This is a genomic window from Streptomyces smaragdinus (genome assembly GCF_009604385.1).
GTDB lineage: Bacteria > Actinomycetota > Actinomycetes > Streptomycetales > Streptomycetaceae > Streptomyces > Streptomyces smaragdinus.
The window spans coordinates 1-24,577 of sequence record NZ_WEGJ01000015.1 but is presented as its reverse complement, the minus strand read 5'-3'; the positions used below and the strand labels follow the sequence as shown (position 1 = coordinate 24,577).

General features: G+C 73.6%; 21 protein-coding genes and 2 pseudogenes. 15 read left to right on the top strand and 8 right to left on the bottom strand.

The window, feature by feature from the left end:
• Positions 1 to 2: 2 nt before the first annotated feature.
• From SRB5_RS19485 to SRB5_RS19475, 3 genes are all read right to left on the bottom strand, one after another.
• Positions 3 to 299, bottom strand: coding sequence for a type II toxin-antitoxin system VapB family antitoxin (locus SRB5_RS19485; RefSeq protein ID WP_323378157.1), 297 nt, complete (start codon positions 297 to 299; stop codon positions 3 to 5).
• Between the two features lie 220 nt (positions 300 to 519).
• A complete protein-coding gene (locus SRB5_RS19480; protein WP_153453750.1) occupies positions 520 to 2,046 on the bottom strand; it encodes a M28 family metallopeptidase in 1,527 nt (508 codons plus the stop codon).
• 194 nt (positions 2,047 to 2,240) lie between these two features.
• The gene (locus SRB5_RS19475; RefSeq protein WP_153453748.1) at positions 2,241 to 2,825 is read right to left on the bottom strand and encodes an HhH-GPD-type base excision DNA repair protein; all 585 of its coding nucleotides are present in this window, start codon (positions 2,823 to 2,825) and stop codon (positions 2,241 to 2,243) included.
• 119 nt (positions 2,826 to 2,944) lie between these two features.
• On the opposite strand from SRB5_RS19475, the gene SRB5_RS19470 reads away from it, so the two are divergent.
• The 5 genes from SRB5_RS19470 (at position 2,945) to SRB5_RS19450 (ending at position 9,382) form a co-directional block, all read left to right on the top strand.
• Positions 2,945 to 3,496, top strand: a complete 552-nt coding sequence (locus SRB5_RS19470; RefSeq protein WP_153453746.1) for a SixA phosphatase family protein — start codon at positions 2,945 to 2,947, stop codon at positions 3,494 to 3,496.
• 78 nt (positions 3,497 to 3,574) lie between these two features.
• Complete coding sequence (locus tag SRB5_RS19465) at positions 3,575 to 4,861, top strand: hypothetical protein (protein ID WP_323378156.1); 1,287 nt, start codon at positions 3,575 to 3,577, stop codon at positions 4,859 to 4,861.
• A 260-nt stretch (positions 4,862 to 5,121) separates the two neighbouring features.
• Positions 5,122 to 6,315: a sensor histidine kinase gene (locus tag SRB5_RS19460; protein ID WP_153453744.1), complete on the top strand. Its 1,194-nt coding sequence runs from the start codon at positions 5,122 to 5,124 to the stop codon at positions 6,313 to 6,315.
• Positions 6,312 to 6,995: a response regulator gene (locus SRB5_RS19455; RefSeq protein ID WP_153453742.1), complete on the top strand. Its 684-nt coding sequence runs from the start codon at positions 6,312 to 6,314 to the stop codon at positions 6,993 to 6,995. Before SRB5_RS19460 ends, SRB5_RS19455 begins: the two co-directional genes overlap by 4 nt.
• 278 nt (positions 6,996 to 7,273) lie before the next feature.
• On the top strand, positions 7,274 to 9,382 hold the full coding sequence (locus SRB5_RS19450) for an MMPL family transporter (RefSeq protein WP_153453740.1): 2,109 nt from the start codon (positions 7,274 to 7,276) through the stop codon (positions 9,380 to 9,382).
• A 46-nt stretch (positions 9,383 to 9,428) separates the two neighbouring features.
• Here the strand turns inward: SRB5_RS19450 and SRB5_RS19445 are convergent, their stop codons facing one another.
• Both SRB5_RS19445 and SRB5_RS19440 read right to left on the bottom strand, forming a co-directional pair.
• On the bottom strand, positions 9,429 to 10,292 hold the full coding sequence (locus SRB5_RS19445; RefSeq protein WP_153453738.1) for an alpha/beta fold hydrolase: 864 nt from the start codon (positions 10,290 to 10,292) through the stop codon (positions 9,429 to 9,431).
• 102 nt (positions 10,293 to 10,394) lie between these two features.
• Entirely contained in the window at positions 10,395 to 10,862 is a 468-nt protein-coding gene (locus tag SRB5_RS19440) for a GNAT family N-acetyltransferase (protein ID WP_153453736.1), read from the bottom strand.
• A 124-nt stretch (positions 10,863 to 10,986) separates the two neighbouring features.
• On the opposite strand from SRB5_RS19440, the gene SRB5_RS19435 reads away from it, so the two are divergent.
• From SRB5_RS19435 to SRB5_RS19410, 6 genes are all read left to right on the top strand, one after another.
• Positions 10,987 to 12,318 carry a radical SAM protein gene (locus SRB5_RS19435; RefSeq protein ID WP_153453734.1) on the top strand — a complete coding sequence of 444 codons (1,332 nt, stop codon included), beginning with the start codon at positions 10,987 to 10,989 and terminating at the stop codon, positions 12,316 to 12,318.
• Positions 12,319 to 12,401: 83 nt separating this feature from the next.
• Positions 12,402 to 12,971 (top strand): hypothetical protein, encoded by a 570-nt coding sequence (locus SRB5_RS19430; RefSeq protein WP_153453732.1) that lies wholly within the window; start codon positions 12,402 to 12,404, stop codon positions 12,969 to 12,971.
• 48 nt (positions 12,972 to 13,019) lie between these two features.
• Positions 13,020 to 14,147: an AAA family ATPase gene (locus tag SRB5_RS19425; RefSeq protein WP_323378155.1), complete on the top strand. Its 1,128-nt coding sequence runs from the start codon at positions 13,020 to 13,022 to the stop codon at positions 14,145 to 14,147.
• A complete protein-coding gene (locus SRB5_RS19420; RefSeq protein ID WP_153453730.1) occupies positions 14,144 to 14,491 on the top strand; it encodes a bpX5 domain-containing protein in 348 nt (115 codons plus the stop codon). The genes SRB5_RS19425 and SRB5_RS19420 overlap by 4 nt, the downstream gene beginning before the upstream one ends.
• Positions 14,488 to 16,128 carry a hypothetical protein gene (locus SRB5_RS19415; protein WP_153453728.1) on the top strand — a complete coding sequence of 547 codons (1,641 nt, stop codon included), beginning with the start codon at positions 14,488 to 14,490 and terminating at the stop codon, positions 16,126 to 16,128. The genes SRB5_RS19420 and SRB5_RS19415 overlap by 4 nt, the downstream gene beginning before the upstream one ends.
• Positions 16,125 to 18,473 (top strand): bpX6 domain-containing protein, encoded by a 2,349-nt coding sequence (locus SRB5_RS19410; RefSeq protein ID WP_153453726.1) that lies wholly within the window; start codon positions 16,125 to 16,127, stop codon positions 18,471 to 18,473. The genes SRB5_RS19415 and SRB5_RS19410 overlap by 4 nt, the downstream gene beginning before the upstream one ends.
• On the opposite strand, the gene SRB5_RS19405 is transcribed toward SRB5_RS19410, so the two are convergent.
• Complete coding sequence (locus tag SRB5_RS19405) at positions 18,448 to 19,017, bottom strand: TetR/AcrR family transcriptional regulator (RefSeq protein ID WP_153453724.1); 570 nt, start codon at positions 19,015 to 19,017, stop codon at positions 18,448 to 18,450. The two genes, SRB5_RS19410 and SRB5_RS19405, sit on opposite strands and share 26 nt — an antisense overlap.
• An 85-nt stretch (positions 19,018 to 19,102) precedes the next feature.
• On the opposite strand from SRB5_RS19405, the gene SRB5_RS19400 reads away from it, so the two are divergent.
• Complete coding sequence (locus SRB5_RS19400) at positions 19,103 to 19,516, top strand: organic hydroperoxide resistance protein (RefSeq protein ID WP_153453722.1); 414 nt, start codon at positions 19,103 to 19,105, stop codon at positions 19,514 to 19,516.
• Here SRB5_RS19400 and SRB5_RS19395 read toward each other — a convergent pair.
• Together SRB5_RS19395 and SRB5_RS19390 are read right to left on the bottom strand one after the other, a co-directional pair.
• Positions 19,465 to 20,574 (bottom strand): PP2C family protein-serine/threonine phosphatase, encoded by a 1,110-nt coding sequence (locus SRB5_RS19395; RefSeq protein WP_153453720.1) that lies wholly within the window; start codon positions 20,572 to 20,574, stop codon positions 19,465 to 19,467. The two genes, SRB5_RS19400 and SRB5_RS19395, sit on opposite strands and share 52 nt — an antisense overlap.
• A 166-nt stretch (positions 20,575 to 20,740) precedes the next feature.
• Entirely contained in the window at positions 20,741 to 21,217 is a 477-nt protein-coding gene (locus SRB5_RS19390) for a VOC family protein (RefSeq protein ID WP_153453718.1), read from the bottom strand.
• Positions 21,218 to 21,597: 380 nt separating this feature from the next.
• Between SRB5_RS19390 and lpdA the strand changes: the two genes are divergently transcribed.
• The 3 genes and pseudogenes from lpdA to SRB5_RS37845 form a co-directional block, all read left to right on the top strand.
• Positions 21,598 to 23,001, top strand: a complete 1,404-nt coding sequence (gene lpdA, locus SRB5_RS19385; RefSeq protein WP_153453716.1) for a dihydrolipoyl dehydrogenase — start codon at positions 21,598 to 21,600, stop codon at positions 22,999 to 23,001.
• Positions 23,002 to 23,875: 874 nt separating this feature from the next.
• Positions 23,876 to 24,346 (top strand): annotated as a pseudogene (locus SRB5_RS19380) (isocitrate lyase/phosphoenolpyruvate mutase family protein); the annotation flags it as partial.
• A gap of 104 nt (positions 24,347 to 24,450) precedes the next feature.
• Positions 24,451 to 24,577 (top strand): annotated as a pseudogene (locus SRB5_RS37845) (PQQ-binding-like beta-propeller repeat protein); the annotation flags it as partial.

The following is a 24,577-nucleotide window of genomic DNA, read 5'->3' as shown; positions in this document are numbered from 1 at the left end:
CGTCAGTCGAGCTCGAGCACCCGTGCGTGCAGCACCTGGCGCTGCTGCAGCGCGGCCCGCACCGCCCGGTGCAGGCCGTCCTCCAGATAGAGGTCGCCGCGCCATTTCACGACATGGGCGAAGAGGTCGCCGTAGAACGTCGAGTCCTCCGCGAGCAGCGTCTCGAGATCCAGCTGCTGCTTGGTGGTCACCAGCTGGTCGAGGCGGACCGGGCGCGGTGCCACGTCCGCCCACTGCCGGGTGCCCTCCCGGCCGTGGTCGGGGTACGGCCTCCCGTTTCCGATGCGCTTGAAGATCACACGGAAAGCCTACCGGGCGCGGGGCCCGGGGCGCAGCAGTGGTGCACAGGCGCGATCGCGACAGACCCGGTCATATGACGCGGGCTCAGGGGATTGTCCGGCGCCGGGTCCGCCGCGGCCACTCCATCGGGCGAATTCCCGGCTCCGGTAAGGGCTTTCCGGTGACGGATACGGGGAAGCGGGGGTCCGGACCGCCGGACCCCCGCCTCGTACCGGAGGGTTACCGGGTGACCCCCTGGCCCTCGTGCAGTCCGCCGCCGGTGGTGGAGCCGGTGGTGGCGGCCTTCGCCGCCGGGGACGTCAGCGCGGACTGGTCGTGCGCGTAGGTGCCGACCGCGTTCGCGATGACGTCGATGTTGGCGTCGAACGCCGGCATCGAGATGTTGTCGATCGTGTCGCACGCCTGGTGGTAGCAGGAGTCGTACGCGACGCCCGCCGTACCGCCGAACACGGCCGCCTCCGCCGCGGTCTTCACGCCCTCGGCGCCGGTGAACGTGCCGCCGGAGGGGATGCCGACCGCGATGAACGGGCCGTAGTCGGAGCGGCCGGTGAAGTCCGTACCGGCGTGCGGATAACCGGCGGCGTCCATGAAGTCGGTGATGCCGCGCTCCAGCTGGGCCGAGCCCTCGGGGCCGGGGCCGGAGCCCACGGCGTCGGAGTCGTCGCCGTCGTAGACGAACAGGCCGTAGTTGGGCGAGGCGATCATGTCGAAGTTCAGGTAGAGGCTGATCTGCGCCGCCTGCTCCTCGGTGAGCCGGTTCACGTACTCCGTCGAGCCGACCAGGCCCAGTTCCTCGGCCGACCACCAGGCGAAGCGGACCTTGTCGCGCGGCTTCTTCTCCTGCTTGGCCAGGTCGAGGGCGACCTCGATCAGGCCGGCGGAACCGGAGCCGTTGTCGTTGATGCCGGGGCCCTCGGCCACGGAGTCGAGGTGGGCGCCGAACATCGCCACGTTGTCCGGGTCGCCGTCACGGGTCTCGGCGATCACGTTGCTGGTGGTCGCCTGCTCGACGGTGACCTGGAGGTCCATGGTGACCGTCACGGTGCCCGCCGCCGCCGCGGCGGCGAGCGCCTGGCCGTCGGCCTGGGAGACGCCGCCGGTCGGGATGCGTACCGCCGTCGCGTCGCCGAGGGTGCCGTTCAGCGCGCCGGGGACGTTGTTCCAGACGATCGCCGCCGCCGCGCCCGCGTCGGCCGCGGCGCCCTGCTTCTGCAGGAACGTACAGCCGCCGCGCGACACGAGGGCGATCTTCCCGGTGTAGTCGGTGCCCGCGTAGTCGGCCGCGTCGCAGCCGGAGGTGGTGTCCGCGTCGACCGGGACGGCGGCGATCGGCGCGGTGAGTCCGCCCGCCGGGGTGGACTTCGAGAACGTCATCGCGAAGATGTCGACCGCGCGCGGGTCGGGGGAGACGACGGAGAGCGTCTGCGCGGAGGTGTGCGAGCTGAAGAAGTCGAAGGTCTGGAGGGAGACCCGGTAGCCGGCGTGCCGCAGCAGCGAGGCGACGTACTCGGCGGACCGGTCGTGGCCGCTCGAACCGGCCGACCTGTTGCCGTCGTTGGCGTCCGCGATGGCCTGCAGCGCCCGCAGATGTTTGTGCGCGCTCGCGGCGGACGATTCCTTCACGAGTTTCGCGGCGAGCTGTCGGGCGTCCTTGCCGGGGTCCGGGCGGCCGTGGGCGCCGGACGGTCCCGAGGCGCCGATCAGGAGGGAGCCTGCCAGGGCGGCGGTGGCCAGGGTGGCGGTCATTCTTCGTCGATTCACGGAACGTCCCTTCGGGCTGTTCGGGCGAAAGGAGGGACAGCAAGACCACTCCGGACTACGGGACTTGCTGTTCGAGAAGCGAACGGTGACGCGAAAGCTAGCGAGTCGTGGGCCGGGGCGGAAGGGGTTGGCGGGCCTGTGACTCTGAGTGGTTAGGTCCAGTTATGGCAGGTGATCACTTATTTGTTACCGGATGCGGCCTTCTTGGCCTCCTGTTTGTACGCCCGGACCCGGGCGAGGGACTCCGGTCCCGTGATGTCCGCGACCGAGCGGTGGGAGCCGTCCTCGCCGTACGGGCCGGCGGCCTCGCGCCAGCCCGTGGGCCGTACACCGAGCTGCTTGCCGAGCAGGGCGGTGAAGATCTGTGCCTTCTGCGTGCCGAAGCCCGGCAGGTCGCCGAGGTTCTTCAGCAGCTGTGCGCCCGTCCCCGCGTCGCGCCAGACGCCTTCCGCGTCGCCGTCGTAGTGCTCCACCAGGTACTGGCACAGCTGCTGGATGCGCTTGGCCATCGACCCCGGGTAGCGGTGGACGGCTGGCTTCTGCTGCAGCAGCCCGGCGAAGTCCTCCGGGTCCATGGCGGCGATCCGGTGGGCGTCGAGGTCGGTCGCCTCCATCCGGGTGGCGATCGTGTGCGGGCCCGAGAACGCCCATTCCATCGGAACCTGCTGGTCCAGCAGCATCCCGACCAGAGCGGCGAGCGGGCTGCGGCCCAGCAGCTCGTCCGCTTCCGGGTTCTGCGCGAGGTGGAGGTCGGTGCGTTTCATGGGGTCATCCTCGCCGGGGAGGGGGCGGGGACCGGGTATTGGAGCGCGTTGCGGTTATCCGTTCGACTCAGGCCGTTCGGACCGCTGCGTTGCAGGTCTGCGGGCCGTAGCCTGAACGCATGGTCAAGAATTCGGCGTTGCCCGAGCTCCGGTCCGGGCGCCGGCGGCTGGTGGTGCTGCGCCACGCCAAGTCCGACTGGCCGGACGGCGTGCCCGATCTGCGGCGGCCCCTCGCGCAGCGCGGGCGGCGGGACGCGCCCGCGGCGGGGCGGTGGCTGCGGGGGCAGGGGTTCCGGCCCGACGCGGTGCTCTGTTCGCCGGCCCGGCGGACGCGGCAGACCTGGGAGCTGATCGCCGACCAGCTCGACGATCCGCCGGCGGCGTCCTTCGAGGACCGGCTGTACCACGCGGAGGCGGACGCCGTGCTGGACGTCGTACGGGAGACGCCCAAGCGCGCGCGGACGCTGCTGCTCGTCGGGCACAACCCGGAGCTGCAGGAGCTGGTGCTGGGGCTGGCGAAGAAGGGCGACGGGAAGACGCTCGAGACGGCGCGGGAGAAGTTCCCGACGTCGGCGGTGGCCGTGCTGGACCTCAAGGGCGACTGGCGGGAGCTGGCGTGGGGCGGGGCGCGGCTGCGGCGCGTGGTGGTGCCGCGGGGGATCCGGGGATAAGCGGTTTCCGGCGGGTGTCCGGCGCCTCTACGCTCTCGGGCGTACGTGTGTTCTGGATGCCCAGGGGGTTGTTGGCCGGTGGCGTGGGGAAAGTCGGCGGGGAACGAAGAGCTCGCGGAGGGCTGGCGGCTGGTGGCGGCCGGTGACCTCCAGGGGGCGATGCGGCAGCTGCGGCTGAAGGCCGGGGAGGTCGCGCCGGCGGTGATCGCGCCGCTGGTGGAACGGGTGGCGCGCGACGCCGGCATGGGTGATCTGGCGGAGGCCGCCGGGGCGCTCGCGGGGAAGCGGGCGGGGCTGCGGGAGCTGTATGGCTACGGGTACGCGTGCGTCGAGCGCGGCGCCGGGTTCCTCGCCGTCCCCGCGCTGGCGGAGGCGCACCGGCTGGCGCCCGGGGAGCGGCCCGTGCTGATGGAGTACGTCGCCGCGCTGGAGGCGGAGGAACGGCACCGCGAGGTGGTGGACGTGCTGCGCGGCGCCGGGGAGCTGCCCGAGTGGCCCGAGCGGTATCTCCTCGCGTACAACGCCCTGCTGGCCGGTGACACCGCCGGCGCCCGGGAGGCGGGCGGGGCGCTGACGGAGCCGGCGGACGGTGACTGGCGGCCGGCGTACGACCGCATCCGGCGGCTGCTGGGGCGGGCCGGCGCCGTGCCGACGGACCTGTCGCGCACCGATCTGCGGGGCTGGCACTACGTGCTGACGGGCGGACTCCTCACGACGTACGCGCCGTACGGCTACGGCGCGGGCATGAACGGCCGCTGGGCCTACACCCAGGACGACGCCGACCGCTGTCTGCACGGGCTGCACCGGCTGCGGACCGCCCTCGCGGCGGCCGGGAGGACGCCCGCCTCGGTGTCGCTGCTGCCGGACCGCGCGAGCGAGATCCTCGGGCGGGCCGCCGCGGAGTATCTGGGGCTGCCGGCCGTGCCCTTCGACCCCGCGCGGGAGGACACGCTGGTCGTCGCGTACGACCTGGACGACTCGGAGCCGGAGGTGGTGGGCGCGCTGTTCGAGCGGGCGCCCGGGCAGCTGCTCTTCGCGCACGTGACGTGCTGGACGTCGCCGCCGGGGGTGTCCGCGGACGTGACGACGCTGCTGGCGCAGGTCAACGTGTCGCCGTGGGGGGAGCGGATGCGGGTCACCGAGGCGGGTGGGACGGAGACGGTGCCGCCGGACTCGCGGCCGGTGGCCGAGCTGGTCGCGGAGATCCTCGCGGGGGACGCGGCCGCCGACGAGGGGGACGGGGAGACGCCCGCGGATCCGGACACGGCGCTCTCGGCCTTCGCGGGCGCGGTGGTGTGGCCGGCGGAGGGGGCCCGGGAGTGGATGGAGTCGGCGGGACCGGTCGGGAGCAACCGGTTCGCGTAGGGCGGGTGGCTGGTGCGGGGGACGTGCTCGCTGCGGGGGATGCGAGAGTCGAACTCGCGGGGTGGGGCGTTCCGTTGATCCGCCGTTCGCGTGGTGGGTGCCGGCCGGCCGCTGAAGGGGCGGGTTCCCCGGCGGACCTGGGATACACCCCGGGCGCCGGGGGATTTTCCGGGCGCCGAATATCCCTCGCATCGGTGAGGACTCGGGGTCCGGCGCGAGCCGATACTGGGCGGGCATTCCTCCGATCCGGGGAGCCGCTCATGTCGTCCGTGTCCTTTCCTTCGTTCACCTGGCCGCGCCTGCTGCGCGGGGCCAACCCGTATGCGGTGGACGGGGCGATAGCCGCGCTGGTGCTGTTCGCGGCGTCGGTGCAGTTCGTGTTCCCCGAGAAGAACGACGACTCGACGGCGTCCTGGCTGGGCTATGTCTTCGTGCTGGGGGCGGCGCTGCCCCTGGTCTGGCGGCGGCGGGCGCCCTTCACCGTGGTGTGCGTGGTGACGGCGAGTTCGCTGGCGATGGCGCTGTATCACGCGCCGCCGCCGGACGTGAGCTACGGCGGGCTCGTCGCGCTGTACACCGTGGCGGTGCTCGGACGGCCCTGGCAGCGGAGGCTGATGCTGGGCGGGTGGCTGGGCGGGACGGCGGTGGTGCTCACCTGGCTGGAGCACGCGGAGACCTTTGAGTACGCCTTCCATCTGCTGAGCTTCGCCTGTGTGTACGGGCTGGGGGTGGGCGCCCGGCTGCAGTCGGCGTACACCTCGGCCGTGGAGGACCGGGCGCGGCGGCTGGAGCGGGAGCGGGAGAACGAGCGGGCCCGGGCGGCGGCGGAGGAACGGGCGCGGATAGCCCGGGACATGCACGACATCCTGGCCCACGCGGTGAGCCTGATGGTCGTCCAGGCCGAGGCCGGCCCGGTGGCGCTGGCGAGCAGCCCGGCGCGGGCGGAGGCGGCGTTCGACGCCATCGCCTCGGCCGGCCGGGACGCCATGTCCCAGCTGCGGCGCATCCTCGGGGTGCTGCGGGCCGAGGAGACGCCGGTGCAGCCGCAGCCGACGGTGGCCGGACTGCCGGGTCTGGTGCGGCAGGTGGGGCGCACGGGGATACGGGCGGAGCTGACGTCGGACGGGGAGGTGCGGGCGCTGGATCCGGAGACGGAGGTGGCCGCGTACCGGGTGGTCCAGGAGGCGCTCACCAATACGCTCAAGCACGCGGGCGCCTCGGCCGTCGAGGTGCGGCTGGGGTGGAGCGCCGAGGAGCTGGTGATCACGGTGGTCGACGACGGGGCCGGCGGGGAGGCGCTGCCTCCGTGGCCGGACGGCGGGCGGGGGCTCGTCGGGATCCGGGAGCGGGCGGTGGCCTGCGGGGGCAGCGCGGAGGCGGGTCCGGGGGCGGACGGCGGGGGGTTCCGGGTGACGGCTCGGTTGCCGGTGCGGCAGGCGGTGGGGCTCGGATGAGCATCCGGGTGGTCGTGGCGGACGACCAGGAGCTGGTGCGGTCGGGGTTCAGCATGATCCTGGACGCCCAGCCGGACATCGAGGTGGTCGCGGAGGCCGGGCAGGGCGCGGAGGCGTTACAGGCGGTGCGGCTGCACGGGCCGGACGTGGCGCTGCTCGACATCCGGATGCCGGTGATGGACGGGCTGGAGGCGGCGCGGCGGATATGCGAGGGGAGCGGCTGCCGGGTCGTGATGCTGACGACGTTCGACCTCGACGAGTACGTCTACGAGGCGTTGTACGCGGGGGCCAGCGGGTTTCTGCTCAAGGACGTGCGCCGGGACGATCTGGTGCACGCGGTGCGGGTGGTGGCGGCCGGGGACTCGCTGCTGGCGCCGTCGGTGACGCGCCGGCTCGTCGCGGACATCATCCGGCGCCGGGGCAGCGGGCCGCCCCCGGGCGAGCAGCGTTCCGCCGAGCCGCACGCCCGGCTCGCGGGTCTCACGGCCCGGGAGCGGGAGACGCTCACGCTGCTCGCGCGGGGGTTGTCGAACGCGGAGATAGCCGGGGAGTTCGTGGTGTCGGAGCACACGGTGAAGACGCATGTCAGCAATGTGCTGAGCAAGCTGGGGCTGCGGGACCGGGTGCAGGCGGTGATCTGCGCGTACGAGACGGGGCTGGTGGTCGCGGGGGAGGGGTGAGGGCGGGTCGGGGGCCGGTGCTTGCCGCCGTCCGGGGGCGCCCCCTGGTGCCGCTTGTCGGTGTCCGAGGCCGCCCCTGGTGCCGCTCGTCGCTGCCCGGGATTGCCCCCGTGCTGCCTGCGCCCCCCGCCGTGGCTCCCTCTCGGGAGGGAGGCGGAGGCCCGTATCCCCCGTGCGGGCGAGGGGCACAGACCGCTCCCTCCGGCGATTCGGCGGCACCCCCTCCGGGGCGAGGCTCATGGACGTAACCAGTCCAAGTGCCGGCTCCGGAGGGGCAGATGCTGAACTCACTCGCAAGGACCGCGACCCGTCGTCCGATCACGGTCATGGTCGTCTGGCTGCTGATGCTGCTTCTCGGGTTCGGCATCGGCATCCGGGTCTTCGAGGACCTCGAGGGCACCGTGGAGGACATCCCCGGCAGTGAGTCCGTCCGTACCGGGGACCTGCTCGGGCGGCTCGACCCCGACGGCCCCGGGATCACCGGCGTCGTCGCCGGCACCGACGTGACCCGCCCGGCGGTGCGGGCGCAGGTCGGGGCGGCCGTGGCAGACCTGCGGCGGCTCCCCGGGGTCGCCGCCGTAGCCGACCCGTACACCACCGGCGGTGTGCGGGCCGAGGACGGGCAGGCCCTGCTCATCCCGATCACCCTCGAGGGCGGGATGTCCGACGACGACGAGGAGGAGGCTTCCGGCGAGGCCGCCGCCCGGATCGCCCGGATCGACGCCGCGCCCGAGGCGTACACCAGCGGCGGTCCGCTGCTGGGCGTGCAGATGGGTGAGCGGGCCCAGGAGGACGTCGCGCACGCCGAGCTGATCACCCTGCCGGCGGTCCTGCTGCTGCTCCTGCTGATCTTCGGCGGGCTGCGCTCCGCCCTGCTGCCGCTGGTGGTCACACTGTGCGGCGTGGCGGGGGCGTTCCTCACGCTGTACGGGTTCAGCCAGGTCACCGACATCTCCGTGTACGCGGTGCAGATCGTCACGATGCTGGGTCTGGGCCTCGCGGTGGACTACGCGCTGCTGATGGTCGTCCGCTTCCGCGAGGAGCGCCGGCGTACGGAGGACGTCGCCGAGGCCGTGCGGCGGACGGTGGCCAGGGCCGGGCGGACGGTGCTGTTCTCCGGGCTGACGGTGGCCGTCAGTCTGTCGGGGCTGCTCGTTTTCCCGAGTCCGTTCCTGCGCAGCATGGGTATGGCTGCCGCGGCCGTGGTCGTCGTCGACATGCTCGCCGCGCTGACCCTGCTGCCGGCGCTGCTCACGCGGTTCGGGGTTGGGGTATCCCCTGCTCGAACGGAGTTGAGAGCTTGGGGAAGGATCAGGCCCGCGAAGGCCGACCGGAGCGGTGCGGTGTTCGCGCGGCTGGCGCGCTTCTCCGCCGCCCGCCGGGTCGTGGTGCTCGCCGTCGTCGCCGTCGGGCTGGTGCTGCTCGCGCTGCCCGCCGCCGGGACCCGTCTCGCGGTCGGCGACGCCCGTTCACTGCCGCGCGGCACCGAGGCCCGGGACCTGTACGAGACGGTCGGGGCCCACTTCCCGGAGGGCGCCGTCACCAGCCCCGTCCGCGTCCTCATGGGCCCCGGCACCGACCCGGACTGCCTGCCCAGGTTCCGCGCGCTCCCCGGGACAGCCGCCGCCGAGACGCGCACGTTCGACGACGGCTCCACGGTCCTCGACCTCACCCCGCGCGGCGACGTCGACGGCCCCGCCGCGACCCGGCTCGTCCGCGACATCCGCGACCTGCGCGGCGACGAGCCGGTGCAGGTCACCGGAGTGGCCGCCAAGCTGGTCGACTTCCGCGCGGCCCTGGCCTCCCGCGTCCCCTGGGCGATCGCCGTCGTCCTGCTCGGCATCACGGTCCTGCTCTTCGCCTTCACCGGCTCCCTGCTGATCCCCCTGCGCACCATCGCCACCACCCTGCTCAGCCTCGGCGCCGCCCTCGGCGTCGTCACCTGGGTCTTCCAGGACGGCCATCTCGCCTCCTGGCTGGGCGGCGAGGGCCTGGGCGCGCTGAACCTGACGGCGCCGCCGCTGATCCTCGCGATCGCGTTCGGGCTGGCCATGGACTACGAGCTGTTCATCCTGGGCCGGATGCGCGAGGCGTACGAGGCGACCGGCGACCCGGCCGCGGCCGTGGAGGAGGGGCTGCGGCGCTCCGGCCGGGTCGTCACCTCGGCGGCGTTCCTGCTGGCGCTGGTCTTCGCCGGGTTCATGACGGGCGGCTTCTCCCCGGTCCTGCAGATCGGGCTGGGCCTGACGCTCGCGGTGCTGATCGACTCCACCGTCGTACGGATGCTGCTGGTCCCGGCCACGATGGCCCTCCTCGGCCGCCGCGCCTGGTGGGCGCCGGCCCCGCTGCGGCGGCTGCACGCGAGGGTCGCCGTCCGGGAGATGTGACGTAACGGCACACGAAGGGGAGCCCGGACGGGCTCCCCTTCGGCGATCAGTCCGGCAGCCCCCGCAGGAAGTCGCGGATCAGCGCCGCGCTGCGGTGCAGCCGGGTCGTCAGCGGGAAGTGCCCGGCGTCCAGCAGATGGATCTGCGCCCCCTCGGCGTCCCGGGCGAAGGCGCGGGCTCCGTCGGGGCCGAAGATCTCGTCGCCCCGGCCCCAGACGGCCAGCACCGGCGGGCGGTGCTCGCGCAGGTACTTCTGCCACTGCGGGTAGTGGCCGGGGTTGGTGCCGTAGTCCAGGAAGAGGGCGAGCTGGATCTCCTGGTTGCCCGGCCGGTCCAGCAGCGCCTGGTCGGCGACGGCCAGGGACGGGTCGACGAGCTCCGGGTCGGGGACGCCGTGGGTGTACTGCCAGTGCGTGGCCTGTGCGGTCAGCAGCCCGCGCAGCTTGTCGCCGTTGGCCGTCGAAGGGTCCGCCCAGTACGCCTTGATCGGCTCCCAGAAGGGCGTGAAGCCCTCGTCGTACGCGTTGCCGTTCTGCGACACGATCCCCGTGATCTGCTCCGGACGGGCCAGCGCGAGGCGGAAGCCGACGGGGGCGCCGTAGTCGTGGACGTAGATCGCGTACCGGGTGAGGCCGAGGTGGTCGACGAGCTTGCCGGTGACCGAGGCGAGGTGGTCGAAGGTGTACTCCCATGCGTCCACGGCCGGTGCGGAGCTCTGCCCGAAGCCCGGGAAGTCGGGGGCCACCAGATGGAACTCGTCGCTCAGCTCCTCGATCAGCGTCCGGTAGGCGACGGAGGAGGTGGGGAAGCCGTGCAGGAGCAGCAGCGTGGGGGCGGCGGGGTCGCCGGCCTCGCGGTAGAAGATCTCCAGGCCGTCGATCTCGGCGGTGCGGTGGTGGATGGTCGTCATGGCGTACTCCCGTGTCGTGTCCCGATCTTGTCTAACCCTTCAAGTCGCTTTCAAAGGTTAGAAATTCCGGGATCGAGGAACGGGATGCGGAGGATGTGATTCCTACTGCCCCAGGAGGGAGCTCAGCGAGGCGCCCAGTGCGATCTCGATCACGTCACCGGGCAGCGGATAGCGCTCGATCTCCATGAAGCCCTTGGCCAGGGCGAACCGCAGCCCCGCCTCGTTCTGCTCCAGGACCAGCGTCTCGACGGTCGACACCCCCGGGAACCCGGCCGCCGCCGCCAGCCCCCGCCCGTACAGCTCGCCGCCGAAACCCCGCCCCCGGAACTCCGGCAGCACCCGGGCGATCACCATGGCGACGGACGGGTCCTCCGACGGCGGGCGGACCGTCGAGCAGCCGACCGCGACCCCGTCCAGCCGGGCGACCTCGAGCCGGTTGCGCCCCGAGCGCTCACGGACGTCGGCGAGGGACAGCCGGTGATTGGGGATGATGGTGTTGTGGACGCGCCGCCAGTCCGCGACCAGGTCGTCGGAGGAGCCGTCCACCCGCTGTACGAGAAGCCCGTGCATCCGCCCAGCCAACCGGCGCCCGGGGCGGCACGTCAACCGAAAACAGGGCCCCCTGTCCGCGTCCGGCGCCCGAACGCGTTCAATGGAGGGGACGAGACCTGTCACTCTGGATGGAGCGAGCCCGATGGAGAGCCTGAGCCGCACCGCGGTCGTCGAGGACCTGATGGAACGCTTCCCGCACGTGCCGCGGGAGGCCGTGATCAAGGAGGACCTCCTCCGCGGCGGGATGGCCTTCGACGAGTCGGCGCTCAGCGGCGGCGACGACGGGGACGTGAAGCCGAAGTCGTACTTCATCTTCTCCTTCGACCACCGCACCCTCCCCGAGCTCGGCGCCGCCGCGCTGAACCGCCCGCCGGAGGAGATCGTCCTCACCGGCGGCGCGTACGACATGCGCCGCACGGTCGTCTCGGTCCGCGTGAACCCCGACTCGCCGTACCGCGTCAGGGCGGGCGAGGACGGCAGCCTCGGCCTCTACCTCGACGGCGTGCGCATCGCCGACGTCGGCCTGCCGCCGATGCCGGACTACTACCGGCACAAGCTGTCCAACGGGAAGTCCGTGATGGAGGTCGCCCCGACCATCCAGTGGGGCTACCTGATCTACCTCACGGTCTTCCGGGTCTGCCAGTACTTCGGGCACAAGGAGGAGTGCCAGTACTGCGACATCAACCACAACTGGCGCCAGCACAAGGCGGCCGGCCGCCCGTACACGGGGGTGAAGCCGTCCGACGAGATCCTCGAGGCGCTGCAGATCATCGACCGGTACGACACGGCCCGCACCTCCACCGCGTACACGCTGACCGGCGGCGCGATCACCTCGCACGTCGGGGGCAAGGACGAGGCCGACTTCTACGGCTCGTACGCGAAGGCCATCGAAGAGATGTTCCCCGAGCGGTGGATCGGCAAGGTCGTGGCGCAGGCGCTGCCGCTGGACGACGTCAAGCGGTTCCACGACTACGGCGTGAAGATCTACCACCCGAACTTCGAGGTGTGGGACAAGAAGCTGTTCGAGCTGTACTGCCCCGGCAAGGAGCGTTACGTCGGCCGGGCGGAGTGGCACAAGCGGATCCTCGATTCGACGGAGGTCTTCGGCGCGGAGAACGTCATCCCGAACTTCGTCGCGGGCGTCGAGATGGCCCAGCCGCACGGCTTCACCACGGTCGACGAGGCCATCGCCTCCACGGAGGAGGGCCTGAACTTCTTCATGTCCCACGGCGTCGTCCCCCGCTTCACCACCTGGTGCCCGGAGCCGACGACCCCCCTCGGCAAGGCGAACCCGGCGGGGGCGCCGCTGGAGTACCACATCCGGCTGCTGGAGACGTACCGGGCGACGCTGGAGAAGCACGGCCTGTCGTCGCCCCCCGGGTACGGTCCGGCGGGCCCGGGGCGCGCGGTGTTCTCGGTGAGCTCCTTCATGGACTCCCTGGCGCCGAACGAGGAGGCCGCACCCGCCGTTTGAGACGGCTTCACGGCGGGAAACCGAATCGCCGCCCCCGGCGTCTGGTTGGGCAGGACGTGCCCGGCTGACGACGGGGGTGTGTGGTGGGGCGCATCGACTACAACCGGCGGGACCGGAATCCGGGACCCCCGGACCTGTCCTGTCCGAGCTGCGGGCGGGACGACCAGGTGAGTGCGGTGCCCGCCGTGTACCAGCGGGGCCGGGGCAGGGTCCGGGAGCGGGACCACGAGGGCCACTGGCACACGCGGACCGTGATGTCGCCGCTCGCGCAGTCGCTGCGGCCGGTGCCGGAGATGAAGGTCTGGCCGTGTCTGCTGCTGGTCCTCGGGCTGCCTGTGCCGTTCTTCTGGCTGGCCGCTCTCGGGTTCCTCGTCGCCGAGCCGGGCGCGGACTCGTTCTCCGTCCTCGTGCTGGCCACCGTGTTCGGTGCCGTCCTCCTCGGACCGGGCGTGTTCCTCATCGTGAAGCACCGGCGTGCCGTCTCCGGGAGGGCCGGCGCCGAGGCGCTGTGGCAGCGGGGCTGGTACTGCGAGCGCTGCGGCACGGTGCATTACGTGGGGGACCCGCGGGCGCGGTCGCTCGGCGAGTTCCGCCGCGAGGTGTGGACGGCGGGCGGGTACGGGCAGCTCGTGGACCGGTATCCGCTCGTATGAACGAAATCCGTTGGGGGCGGCGTGCGTCCCGCTCATAGACTCCCCGCCGTGGAGACGACAGAGGACGCCCGGGTCGTACGGGAGGCCGTGGCCGTCGCGCGGCGGGGGCTGGTCGACCGGGAGACGGTCACCGAGACCGTCGTGCTGTGTGCCGTGGCGCGGGAGCATCTGCTCGTCGTCGGGGCGCCCGGGACCGCCAAGTCCGAGGCCGTGCGGCGGGTGGCGCGGCAGTTCGGGGGGCGGCTCTTCGAGTATCTGCTGGGGCGGTTCACCGAGCCGAACGAGATCTTCGGGCCCGTCGATCTGCGGCGGCTGCGCGAGGGCGTCGTCGAGGTGGAGACGGCCGGGATGCTGCCCGAGGCCGATGTGGCGTTCCTCGACGAGGTGTTCCTCGGCTCCTCCGCCATCCTCAACACGCTGCTGGGGCTGCTCAACGAGCGGACGTACCGCCGGGGTTCGACGGACGTCGGCGTCCCGCTGCGGGTGTGCGTGGGCGCCGCGAACACGCTGCCGGACGATCCGGCGCTGGCCGCGTTCGCCGACCGGTTCCTCGCCCGGGTGTTCGTCGAGCCCGTCGCCGACGCGCGGCTGGAGGAGCTGCTGGAGACGGGCTGGTCGGCCGACGGCCACGGCAGGGACGCCGGTACGAGCCTGCTCCCCGCCGTCGACCGGCTCGCGGCGGCGGCCCGGGGCGCGGACCTCGACGCCGTACGCCTCCCGCTCGCCACCGCCGTACGCCGGCTGCGCGCGGCCGGTGTACCGCTCACCGACCGGCGGGCGGTGCGCAGCCAGCGCCTGATCGCCGCCGCCGCGGTGCTCGACGGGCGGACGGCGGCCACCGACGCCGACCTGTGGGTGCTGCCGCTGATCGCCCCCACCGCCGACGCCCAGGCCCTCGCGCGCGACACCCTCGCGGATCTGCTGGGCGCCGCCCGCAACGAGAGCCTGCCGCTCACCGCCGAGGAGCTCAGCCGCGGCCCCGAGGCCCGCGCCGGGCGGCTGGCCGCGACGGGGGCGGAGCTGCTGGCGGACCTCGGGCTGCCGCCGTACCACCGCGACGCGCGGCTGCGGGCGGAGGCGACGCTGCGGGAGATCGACGCCTCGTTCGCGGCGGACGCGCTGCCGGAGCTGCTGAAGGCCGTACGCGAGCGGCTGGTCGCCGCCGTCGCGCCATGACTCCCGTCCGCTTCGTCCCCCGCGAACCGCCCCTGACCCCGACGGCGGTCGCCGCCCGGGGTCCCGCCGCCGAGGCGCTGCGGGCGGCTGCCCGTACGACACTCCGCGTCGCGCAGGCCGACGGCTGGCTGCTGCTTCTCTCCCGCGACCCCCGCGGCGCCGACCTCCCCTGGGCCGACGGCGTCCACTGGCTCGCCCCCGACCAGGGCCTCTACCTCCCCACCCACCTCACGACCGACCCACCCCCGGCGCTCGTCGCCCGCGCGGCCGCCCGGCGCGCACCCCGGGGCCACACGCTCCTCGCCCTCCTCCCGGGTCACCTCCTGGCGGTGACCGCCAGGTGAAGCTCCCCCCACACCTCGCCGCCTGGGCCGAACAGCTCGCCCTCCTCGACCCCGCCTGCGCCACCGCCCTGGGCCCCGTCGTCCGCGGCGTCGACGGCCTCCTCGGCGGCGAACCGCGCACCGCCCGCCCCGACGGCGAACCCGACGGCTACGACGGCCTCACCAACCGCGGCACCCCCGAGCGCCTGCTGATGTCGCAGTGGCTGCTCGCCGAGGAGGCGCCGGAGGAGTTCCTGCGCCGCGCCGCCCGGCGCGAGCTCCTCCACCTGGCGCCGGCGCACACCTCCCGCGACCGGCGCGGCCGTATCGCCGTCCTCACGGACACCGGCCCCTCCCAGCTCGGCGCCGCCCGCCTCGTCCAGCTCGCCGCCCTCCTCGTCGCCCACCGCCGCGCCACCGCCCGCGGCACGACCCTGCTCCTGGGCGTCCTCGGCCACGGCGAGCCGGGCACCTGGCACGCCGGCGACCTCCCCGAACAGCTCCGCCTCTGGCTCCGCGCCCGCAGCGCCGCCGAACCCGACCCCCGTGAGCTCACGGCATGGACGGACACCCTCGACCGCGCCGACGACTGCTGGCTCCTCGCCGGCGCCCTCCTGGCCGCCCACCCCGCCGCCCACCGCCTCAAGACCCTCACCGCCGGGGAGACCGCCTGGACGGAGACGGGCGCGTCGGCGCTCACCGTCCGATGGGCCGGCCGGCGCGCCCGCCTCGCGATGCCCGACCCCCGCGCCGCCGTCCGCATCCTGCGCGGCACCGGCTGGCGCCGCACGGAAACCGCCGCCCACCCGCTGCCCGCCCCCGGCACCGGCCCGCTGCTCTTCCCCGGCAACGGCAACCGCCTCGCGTTCACCTCCGCCGACGGCCAGGAGCTGATCACCGTCCAGCTGCCGGACGAGCCGGGCAACGCGGCGTACGCCCGCCCCCGGCGGCACCGGCTGATGGGCCCGGCGCTGGCGGTGGGCCAGCACGGGCGGCGGCTGCTGGTGCTCTGCCGTACGGGGCCGTATCTGCGGCTGCAGGTCATCGGGAAGCCGTTCCCGGCGGCGGACGGCTTCCGCGTCACCGCCCGCGACCTGTACCCCGACGACGAGGGCCACATCCTCGACCCGATCATCGGCCACGCGCACGCCATGCTCCTGCGCCGTTCCGGAGCCTGGTGGCGCCTCCCCCTCAAGGGCGCGCCCACCGAGGCCCCGGAGATCCTGTGGGCCCTCCCCGGCGAGCGCGGGGACGCCCCCCGGCTGGCGCATCTGCCGGGCGACCACGCCGACGGGATGCGGATCGTCCTGGCGCCCGGAGGGACGTACGCCTGGTCGGCCGACGGTGAGAGCTGGCGGTTCACCGGGCCGGACGGCGAGCATCCCGTGACGCGGAAGACGGCGGCGGGCGAGTCGGTGTGCGGGGCGGTGCTGCTCGCCGGACACGCGCATCTGGTGACGCGGTCGCCGGCGGGGCAACTGGTCCGGCTGCGCGGTCCCGTACGGGACGCGGCGCTCACCCGGTGGTCCGGTACGCCGCTGCCGCCCGCCGTGCATCCGCTGCGGCCGCTGCTGGCGGTGCGGAGGGACGACGGCACGGTGGAGGTGGCGAACGTCGAGAAGGACGTCCGTCTGCTCGTCCTGAGGGGCACCCGATGACGTTCCGCGGCCGGACGGACGCCGGCGCGCTTCTGATCGCCGTCCCTCTGATAGGCGAGGCGGAGGCCCGTTCGCGCGTCCTCGCCCTGTGGTCCCCCGGCGTCACCGTCCACGAACTCCCCGGCGGCGACTGGCTCGTCACCCTCCCCGCCCCTCTCTCCCTCCGCGCGGAACACGCCCCCGGCCTCCCCCTCCCCACCCCCGCCGAGGTTCCCCGGGCGGGCGCCATCCACCGCTACGACCGCACACGGCTCCCGGAGGTCGACCCCGCCGCGTGGCTCGACCTCGGGGAGCTCGAGGTCGTCCCGCTCACCGTGCCGGAGCCGGAGCTGAAGCCCACGCCCGTCGAGCCGTCGTTCACGCAAGAACCTGACCTCCGCGAACTGGCATCCGTCGGAGAGCCGGACCCGATGCCGCCCCTCTGGCCCGACGGCGGCCTCCTCGGCCGCGTACTGCGCGGCTGGTACGCCGACCGCCGGCGCCGCTACGTCGACCGCCTCGCCGCACAGTTCGAGCGCCGCCGCTGGGGCGACGCCCTCCGTAACGCCGTCCCCCTCGGTGGTCCCGGCGGCGGTCATCCCACGCTGCGTCTCCCCGGCCGGCGCTCCGGTCCGCTCGTCCCGACGCCGGTGCGCCGTCCGGGGGGCGGTTCGATGCCGTACGACGAGGACTCGCACCGGCGGCTCAGGACCCTCTACCGGAAGGCCGCCGCCGCCCTGGAGAAGGACGGGCGGATCGAGGAGGCGGCGTTCGTCCTGGCCGACCTTCTCGACGACGCCCTCGCCGCCGTCACCCTCCTCGAGCGGCACGGCAGACCGCGTCCCGCCGCCGAGCTGGCGGAGGGCCGCGGGCTGGAACCGGCCCTGGTGGTACGGCTGTGGTGGCGCGCCGGCGACCGCGACCGCGCGCTGCGCATCGCCAGGCTGCGCGGCGCGTACGAGGCCGCCGTCGAGCGGCTGGCCAAGGTGGACCCGAGGGCCGCCGGACACCTCCGCCTCGCCTGGTCCGCCGACCGCTGGGCCGCCGGTGACGCCGTCGGCGCCGTCGAGGCGGCCTGGCCCGCCGAGGACCTGCGCGCGGGCGCCGTCAGCCTCGCCCGCCAGGGCCTGGACGCCGACGCCCCGCACCGCCCCGTACTCCTCGCGTACGCCCTCGCCCGCCGCCCCGACCCCGGGCACGCGGACGAGGCGCGGGCACTGCTGGCGAAGCCGGAACCGGACGAGGCCGACTGGTACGACCAGCGCGCCTTCGTCCGCACCCTGCGCACCGTCGACCTCGCCGACCGCGCCCTGGACACCGAGCTCACGGGCGCCGCCCTGCGCGCCGTCCTGCGCGCCGCCCCGCACGAGACGGACCCCGCCGCCCGCCCCGGCCTCATCCGCGCCCTGCGCCGCCGCGCCGACCCCCTCCTGGCCGCCGACCTCCCCGCCTGCCCGCCCCCGCCGGACCGCCCCGTCCTGCGGCTGCGCGCCGAACGCCGCCCCGGCGGACTGCCGCTGACGGACGCCGTCGCCCTGTCCCGTACGACCGTCCTCACCGCCCACGGCGAACTGGGTGTCCGCCTGCTCGGCCGCGACGGCCGCGTCCGCGCCGCCTGGGACGTACCGGCCCACCGCCTGATCGCCGCCGACCACGGCGGAGCCGCCCTCCTCGTCGCCGACCGGGGCGAGGCACAGGACGTCCACCGTCTCGACCTCACGACCCGCCGCACCGCCCACTGGGCGACCCTCGCCGCGGGCCCGCTCCCCACCTCGTACGACGGCACCGTCCTCCCCGTCCCCGACGCCGACGGCCTCGCGTTCCTCGAGACCCGCGCCCCCCGCCTGCGCGCCCTCGCCCGCGAACTGGACCGCGACCACACCGTCCTCGCCCTGGCCCGCACCCCCGATACCCTCACCGCGCTCATCCGCCACCGCTCCGGGGACCAGCTCCGGCGCTGGGACCTCCCCCGCCTCACCCTCCGCGACCGCACCGGGCTCCCGCCCGCCCGCTACACCCTCCTCGCGACCGGCACCGCCCTGCTCCCGGAGCCCACCGACACGGGCCTGCGCCTGCGCGCCCACGGCCGGAACCCCGGCGACCGCGGCCCCCTCCCCGCCGACACCCTCACCCTCCTCGCGGACGGCGACACGCTCGCCGTGGCGGCGGAGGAGGAGCCGGAGGTGTCCGTCACCCTCGCCGAAACCCCCGGCGGACGGCCGTGGGCGGGAGTGTCGTTCCCCGGCCTGCCGCGGCTGCGGGCGCACGCGGGACTGGTGACGCTGTACGAGGCGGAGGGGCGGATCGTCGTCCTCGATCGGACGGCTCGCGCCCAGGTGCTCAACGTCCGGACGCCACCGGTGTGACCGTCCGCTCCACCAGATCGGCGATCAGCGCGCGCAGCCGCACCGGGTCGTCCAGATGGAAGCCCGCCGCCAGCCCGTCGCGCAGGACGAGCAGCATGTCGGCGGTGCGCTCCGCGTCCGGATGCCCGTCGGCGGCCAGCAGATCCCGCATCCCGTCGCGGAACCACACCCGGTACTCGCCCACCGCCCGCCGCACCGGATGCTCCGGATCGGGGTACTCGGCGGCGGCGTTGAGGAACGGGCACCCCCGGTAGCCGGGGCCCGACCCGAACTCGCCCATCAGCCGGAAGACGGTGTACAGCGCCTCGCGGGGCGAGGCGGAGGCCAGGAGCGGAGCGACGGTCTCGCGCTGGCGGCGGACGTTGTCCCGGACGTACGCGACGACGAGGTCGTCCTTCGCCTTGAAGTGGTGGTAAAAGGTCGCCTTCGCCACGCCGGCCTCGGCGATGATCCGGTCGACGCCCACGGCGTGCACACCCTCGGCGTAGAACAGCCGGCTCGCCGTGTCGAGGACACGGGTGCGTGCGGGGATTTTCGCGGCCATGACTTGACCGTACCAGACAGGTCTGTCTAGGCTGAGGTCCGAAGCAGACAGACCTGTCTGTTCATCGTTACGGAAGGACCCTCCCATGAGCGCTCAGTACACGGCAGTGGGCACCGCCACCGGCCGCAAGGGCCGCGGCTACACCACCGACGGGAAGCTGGACGTCCGGCTGGACCTGCCCAAGGAGCTCGGCGGCGGCGACGCGGGCACCAACCCGGAGCAGCTGTTCGCCGTCGGCTACGCGGCGTGCTTCGCCAGCGCGATGGAGGCCATAGCGGGCAAGCGGAAGCTGGACGTCTCCGAGGTGTCCACGACCGCCGAGGTGGGCCTCGGGGCGGACGGGAAGGGCGGCTTCGAGCTGTCCGTCACGCTGCGGGTGGAGTTCCCCGAGGGCTTCGACGGCACTACGGCGCGCGAGCTCGTCGACGCCACCCACCAGTTCTGCCCCTACTCGCGGGCCACCCGGGGCAACATCCCGGTGGAGATCGTCGTGGAGTGAGCGGCCGTATCGTCCACCGGCTGGCAGAGGACCAGCAGCAGATCGTCCGTCCGCCGGCCGCCGCCCGCCAGCTTCTCCAGCCGCGCGAGCGCGTCGGCCGCCAGGGGCTCGCCCAGGGCCCGTCCCGCCAGCTCCAGCAGCGGCAGGGGCGGGCCGTCGGCGGCCGCGTCGGTCAGCCCGTCGGTGTAGAACAGCAGCCGGTCGCCGCCCTGGAAGCGGAAGCGGTACGCCTCGGGCGACGGATGCAGGCCGAGGGGCGGGCTGACGGCGTGCGGCTCCAGTAACCGCACCCGTCCGCCGCCCTTGCGCACGGGCGCCGGATGCCCGCAGTTGACCAGCGTGACCTCGCCGGCGTCGAACTCCGCGAACACCGCCGTCACGAAGTCCTCCGGCCCCAGCTCCGGCAGCAGCCGGGTGTCCAGCGCCCGGGCCAGCTCCGTCAGGGTCGGCGCGGAGGCCGCCAGATCCCGGAAGCCCGCGACGACGGCGGCCGCCGGCCGGATTGTGTCCAGGCTGTGCCCGCTGACGTCGGCCACCAGCAGCCGCACCCCGAACGGCGTCTCCACCGCCGCGTACACGTCCCCGCAGAACGCCGACTGCCGCACCGCCGCCCGCTCCCGCACGGCGAACGACACCCCGCCCGCGCACGGGGGCAGCGGCCGCATGATCGCCGACTGCGCGGCCGCGGCCACCCGCGTCACCTGCGCCAGGGACGCGCGCAGCGCCGTGTGCTGCGCGGCGGCGTACACGGCCAGCCCGCAGGCGGCGCACAGCGCGGCGGTACGCAGCGGGAAGCCGGCGTCCAGGCTCCCGTAGAGCTCGGGCCACAGCGGCGCCGTGGTGGCCGGGGCGGTCGCTATCAGCAGCGCCCACCCGGCCACGGCGGCCGTGGGACGGGGGCCGAGGCGCAGACAGGCGACGACGGGGCCGAGGAGGACGACGCCGGTGGCGTGGCCCTGGGCGACCCGGAGATTGAGGGCGCCGAGCAGGGTGCACAGCGTCAGGGCGAGCAGCATCCAGCAGGCCGGCCCGCGCAGCCATGTTCGTGCACGGGTCATGGCGCTCCTCCTGTCCCCACTGCGGGGACGGCCACCCTCTCGCAGATGAGTACGCGCCGTCGCGCGGTTGTCATCAGGTGAGCGGAAGAGTTCGTTCGGTTACGGATCGTGTGCGATCAGGTGCGGTTCGGAGCGGGGCGCGGCGAGCCCGCGCCCCTGCCTCCGCTCACTTCCCCTCGTGGGCCTTCCGCAGCTCGGTCAGGTCGAGCTTTTTCATCCCGAGCATCGCCTGGATCACCCGCTGCGCCTTCTCCGGGTCCGGGTCGCCCGCCAGCTCGGCGAACTCGGTGGGCACGATCTGCCAGCTCAGCCCGTACTTGTCCTTGAGCCACCCGCACGGCCCCTCCTCCCCGCCGTCCGCGGTCAGCGCGTCCCACAGCCGGTCGACCTCCTCCTGCGACTCACAGTCCACCTGCAGGCTGATCGCCTCGGTGAACGGGAACTGCGGCCCCCCGTTGAGCGCCACGTACTCCTGCCCGGCGAGCTCGAACGTCACGGTCATGACGGACCCCGCCACTCCCGGCCCGGCCTCCCCGTACCGCGTGGTCCCGGTGACCTTCGAGTCCTCGAAGAGGGAGGTGTAGAACTCGGCGGCCTCGGCGGCCTGGGTGTCGAACCAGAGGAACGTCTTGATCTTCTGCATGGGTGCTCTCTCCTTCGGTTGTCGTCCGTTCGTAGGGATAGACGCCCGACGCCGCCGGGACTCATCGGTCCCGGGGAGTCCGTCCGAAGGGGTGGCAGGACGTGGCACGTATGGCGGCCCCATGTCCTGCGGACGGCTTCCGTAACGGAGGAGCGGCGTTACGTTACGGACGAGCGAGACATAGCCTCATTCCGTCCGGCCGGCGCCCAAGAGCGCAAAATCGCCCCATTCCAGCCCATCCGGCGGCCAAGAGCGCAAAAAAGCCCCATTCCAGCCCGTCCGGCGTTTGAGGACGAGGCGCGCAGCGCCGACCAGGGGGCGAGGGGGCGCAGCCCCCACCCGCGAAGCCGACGCAAGCCGACCCAACTACTGTGGACAACATGACTGCACACTTTGACGTCGTAGTGCTGGGCGCCGGCCCCGGCGGATACACCGCCGCCGTAAGAGCCGCCCAGCTCGGCAAGAGCGTCGCCGTGATCGAGGAGAAGTACTGGGGCGGCGTCTGCCTCAACGTGGGCTGCATCCCCTCCAAGGCCCTCCTGCGCAACGCGGAGCTGGCCCACATCTTCACGAACGAGCAGAAGACCTTCGGCATCCAGGTCGAGGGCAAGGTGACCTTCGACTACGGCCAGGCGTTCAAGCGCAGCCGGACGGTCGCGGACGGCCGCGTACGCGGCATCCACTACCTGATGAAGAAGAACAAGATCACCGAGTACGACGGCCGCGGCACCTTCACGGACGCCCACACCCTCCAGGTCGCCCTGACGGCGGGCGGCTCGGAGACGGTGACGTTCGACCACTGCATCATCGCCGCCGGCGCCACCACCCGCCTGGTCCCGGGGACGACCCTGAGCCCGCGCGTCGTGACGTACGAGGAGCAGATCCTCTCCGACTCCCTCCCGGAGTCGATGGTGATCGTCGGCGCGGGCGCGATCGGCGTCGAGTTCGCGTACGTGCTGCACAACTTCGGCGTGAAGGTCACGATCGTCGAGTTCCTGGACCGGGTCGTCCCGCTGGAGGACGAGGAGGTGTCCGCGGAGCTGGCCAAGCGCTACAAGAAGCTCGGCATCGACATCCTCACCGGCACCCGTGTCGACGGCATCGACGACTCGGGCGCGAAGGTCCGCGTCGCGGTCACCGGCAAGGACGGCAACAGCCAGGTGCTGGAGGCCGACAAGGTGCTGCAGGCGATCGGCTTCCAGCCGCGGGTGAGCGGCTACGGCCTGGAGCAGACGGGCGTCGCGCTCACCGACCGCGGCGCGATCGACGTGGACGGCCGCTGCCGTACGAACGTCCCGCACATCTACGCCATCGGCGACGTCACGGCGAAGCTGATGCTGGCGCACGCCGCCGAGTCGATGGGTGTCATCGCCGCGGAGACGATCGCCGGGGCGGAGACGATGGAGCTGGACTACGTGATGATCCCGCGGGCCACGTACTGCCAGCCGCAGGTCGCCTCCTTCGGCTACACGGAGGCGCAGGCCCGGGACAAGGGCTTCGACGTCAAGGTGCAGAAGTTCCCGTTCACGGCGAACGGCAAGGCGCACGGCCTCGCGGACGCGGTGGGCTTCGTCAAGGTGATCGCGGACGACCGCCACGGCGAGCTGCTGGGCGCCCACCTCATCGGCCCGGAGGTCACGGAACTCCTCCCGGAGCTGACGCTGGCCCAGCAGTGGGACCTCACGGTCCACGAGATCGGCCGCAACGTCCACGCGCACCCGACGCTGGGGGAGGCGGTGAAGGAGGCGATTCACGGGCTGGCGGGGCACATGATCAATATGTAGCGGGAGGCCTCGGCCGGCTTGCGCCGGCGGTGTGCGGTGCGGGGGGCCGGGGCTCGGGTGGGTCCGGCGTCGCGCCGTCGGCTGCCCGCGCGGGTGGGTTGTTTTCCGGGGGTTTGTGCGGCGTCGCGCCTGCGGCGCGGGTGGGTTGTTTCCCGGGGGGTTTGTGCGGCGTTGTGCCGTCGGCTCCCCGCGCCTGCGGCGCGGGGCGGTTTGCCCACCCACGGCCGCCCGTTTCGGGGTGGCGGGGTGGGCGTAGCCGGCGGCGGGGTGGGCGGTGTCGGTGACGGGGCTGGCGCGGTCCGTGGGGGTGGGGGTGGTCCGGTGGGGTGGGTTTGGATGCGGAGTGTTTCTGCGGCGCTGCGCGCCTCGTGATGCGGAGTGAGGGAAGCCGCTGGCGCGGCTTCGGGCGGAGGCGCTGCGCGCCCCCGGGGGTGTGGAGTGAGGTGTCGGCGCTGCGCGCCGCCGGGCCGAACGACTGCGAGGGCGACCGTACGGGTGCTGTGCCCCGGGGGAGTTCCCCACGGTTGGCGGGCTGGAGGGGGCGGTGACCAGGGACAATCCGGTAGCCGCCGACGAAAGTAAGGGGACGTTCGACACGCCTGCGCGCGTACGGGAAACGCGCCTGAAGGGACCACGACGCGGCAGTACGCGCGTAGGTGTGTCGGGCGGGCCCGACCCCCGGACCAAAGAAGGCGCACCCCGGGGGACCGAGCTCATACAGCGGCAGACCGTCCCCGACCGGTCGCGGCGGGTGTTCGTCCGCCGGTCCCCCCGGTCCGGGCCCGTTCGTCCGGCGGACAGTTCGGCGGGCGCCGAACTGTCGCGGGCCTAGCGTCGGTGGTATGACACAGCTCCTTGCCCACGGGGCCGCCCGATGACCCCCTTCGCCCGCCTCCACGACGGTCCCGGGCTCCTGCTTCTCCCCAACGCCTGGGACTTCGCCTCCGCCGCCGCGCTGATCGACGCCGGCTTCCCGGCGGTCGGGACGACCAGCCTCGGGGTCGCCGCCGGGGCCGGGCTGCCGGACGGGGCCGGTGAGACGCGGGACGGGATCCTCGCCCTCGCGATCGCCCTGGGGCGTGGGGGGTTCCTGTTCACCGTCGACGCCGAGGACGGGTTCGGCGACGAGCCCGCGGAGGTCGCCGTGCTGGCCCGGGAGCTGTGGGCCGTGGGGGCCGCCGGGATCAACCTGGAGGACGGGCTGGGGGATCCCGGGAGGCACGCCGCGAAGGTGGCGGCGGTGAAGGCTGCCGTGCCGGGGCTGTTCGTGAACGCCAGGACCGACACGTACTGGCTGGGCAGCCGCCAGGACGAGACCGAGGCCCGCCTCAAGACCTACCGCGACGCCGGCGCCCTCGTTCGTCACCCCGGTCTTCGGCTGGGGGTGCTGGCCGGTGACGGCCGGCTCGGGGCCGGGGTGCGGTGGGCGCAGACCAGTGAGCTGAGTGTACCCTCTATCTGGCGAGCAACGAGTACGACGGCACCGTCGCCGGCTACGACCCCGCGACCGGCAAGGAGACCTGGCGCAGCCGCCTCGGCAAAAAGTTCGACGACCCTCGGCCGATCGCCGTCGACG

Excerpts from the sequence above, each read along its gene's own strand:
- SRB5_RS19420 (WP_153453730.1), top strand. The coding sequence starts at position 14,144 with ATGACTCCCGTCCGCTTCGTCCCCCGCGAACCGCCCCTGACCCCGACG.
- lpdA (WP_153453716.1), top strand. The coding sequence starts at position 21,598 with ATGACTGCACACTTTGACGTCGTAGTGCTGGGCGCCGGCCCCGGCGGA.
- SRB5_RS19460 (WP_153453744.1), top strand. The coding sequence starts at position 5,122 with ATGTCGTCCGTGTCCTTTCCTTCGTTCACCTGGCCGCGCCTGCTGCGC.
- SRB5_RS19440 (WP_153453736.1), bottom strand. The coding sequence starts at position 10,862 with ATGCACGGGCTTCTCGTACAGCGGGTGGACGGCTCCTCCGACGACCTG.
- SRB5_RS19435 (WP_153453734.1), top strand. The coding sequence starts at position 10,987 with ATGGAGAGCCTGAGCCGCACCGCGGTCGTCGAGGACCTGATGGAACGC.
- SRB5_RS19400 (WP_153453722.1), top strand. The coding sequence starts at position 19,103 with ATGAGCGCTCAGTACACGGCAGTGGGCACCGCCACCGGCCGCAAGGGC.
- SRB5_RS19450 (WP_153453740.1), top strand. The coding sequence starts at position 7,274 with ATGCTGAACTCACTCGCAAGGACCGCGACCCGTCGTCCGATCACGGTC.
- SRB5_RS19445 (WP_153453738.1), bottom strand. The coding sequence starts at position 10,292 with ATGACGACCATCCACCACCGCACCGCCGAGATCGACGGCCTGGAGATC.
- SRB5_RS19470 (WP_153453746.1), top strand. The coding sequence starts at position 2,945 with ATGGTCAAGAATTCGGCGTTGCCCGAGCTCCGGTCCGGGCGCCGGCGG.
- SRB5_RS19475 (WP_153453748.1), bottom strand. The coding sequence starts at position 2,825 with ATGAAACGCACCGACCTCCACCTCGCGCAGAACCCGGAAGCGGACGAG.
- SRB5_RS19410 (WP_153453726.1), top strand. The coding sequence starts at position 16,125 with ATGACGTTCCGCGGCCGGACGGACGCCGGCGCGCTTCTGATCGCCGTC.
- SRB5_RS19395 (WP_153453720.1), bottom strand. The coding sequence starts at position 20,574 with ATGACCCGTGCACGAACATGGCTGCGCGGGCCGGCCTGCTGGATGCTG.
- SRB5_RS19455 (WP_153453742.1), top strand. The coding sequence starts at position 6,312 with ATGAGCATCCGGGTGGTCGTGGCGGACGACCAGGAGCTGGTGCGGTCG.
- SRB5_RS19390 (WP_153453718.1), bottom strand. The coding sequence starts at position 21,217 with ATGCAGAAGATCAAGACGTTCCTCTGGTTCGACACCCAGGCCGCCGAG.
- SRB5_RS19405 (WP_153453724.1), bottom strand. The coding sequence starts at position 19,017 with ATGGCCGCGAAAATCCCCGCACGCACCCGTGTCCTCGACACGGCGAGC.
- SRB5_RS19480 (WP_153453750.1), bottom strand. The coding sequence starts at position 2,046 with ATGACCGCCACCCTGGCCACCGCCGCCCTGGCAGGCTCCCTCCTGATC.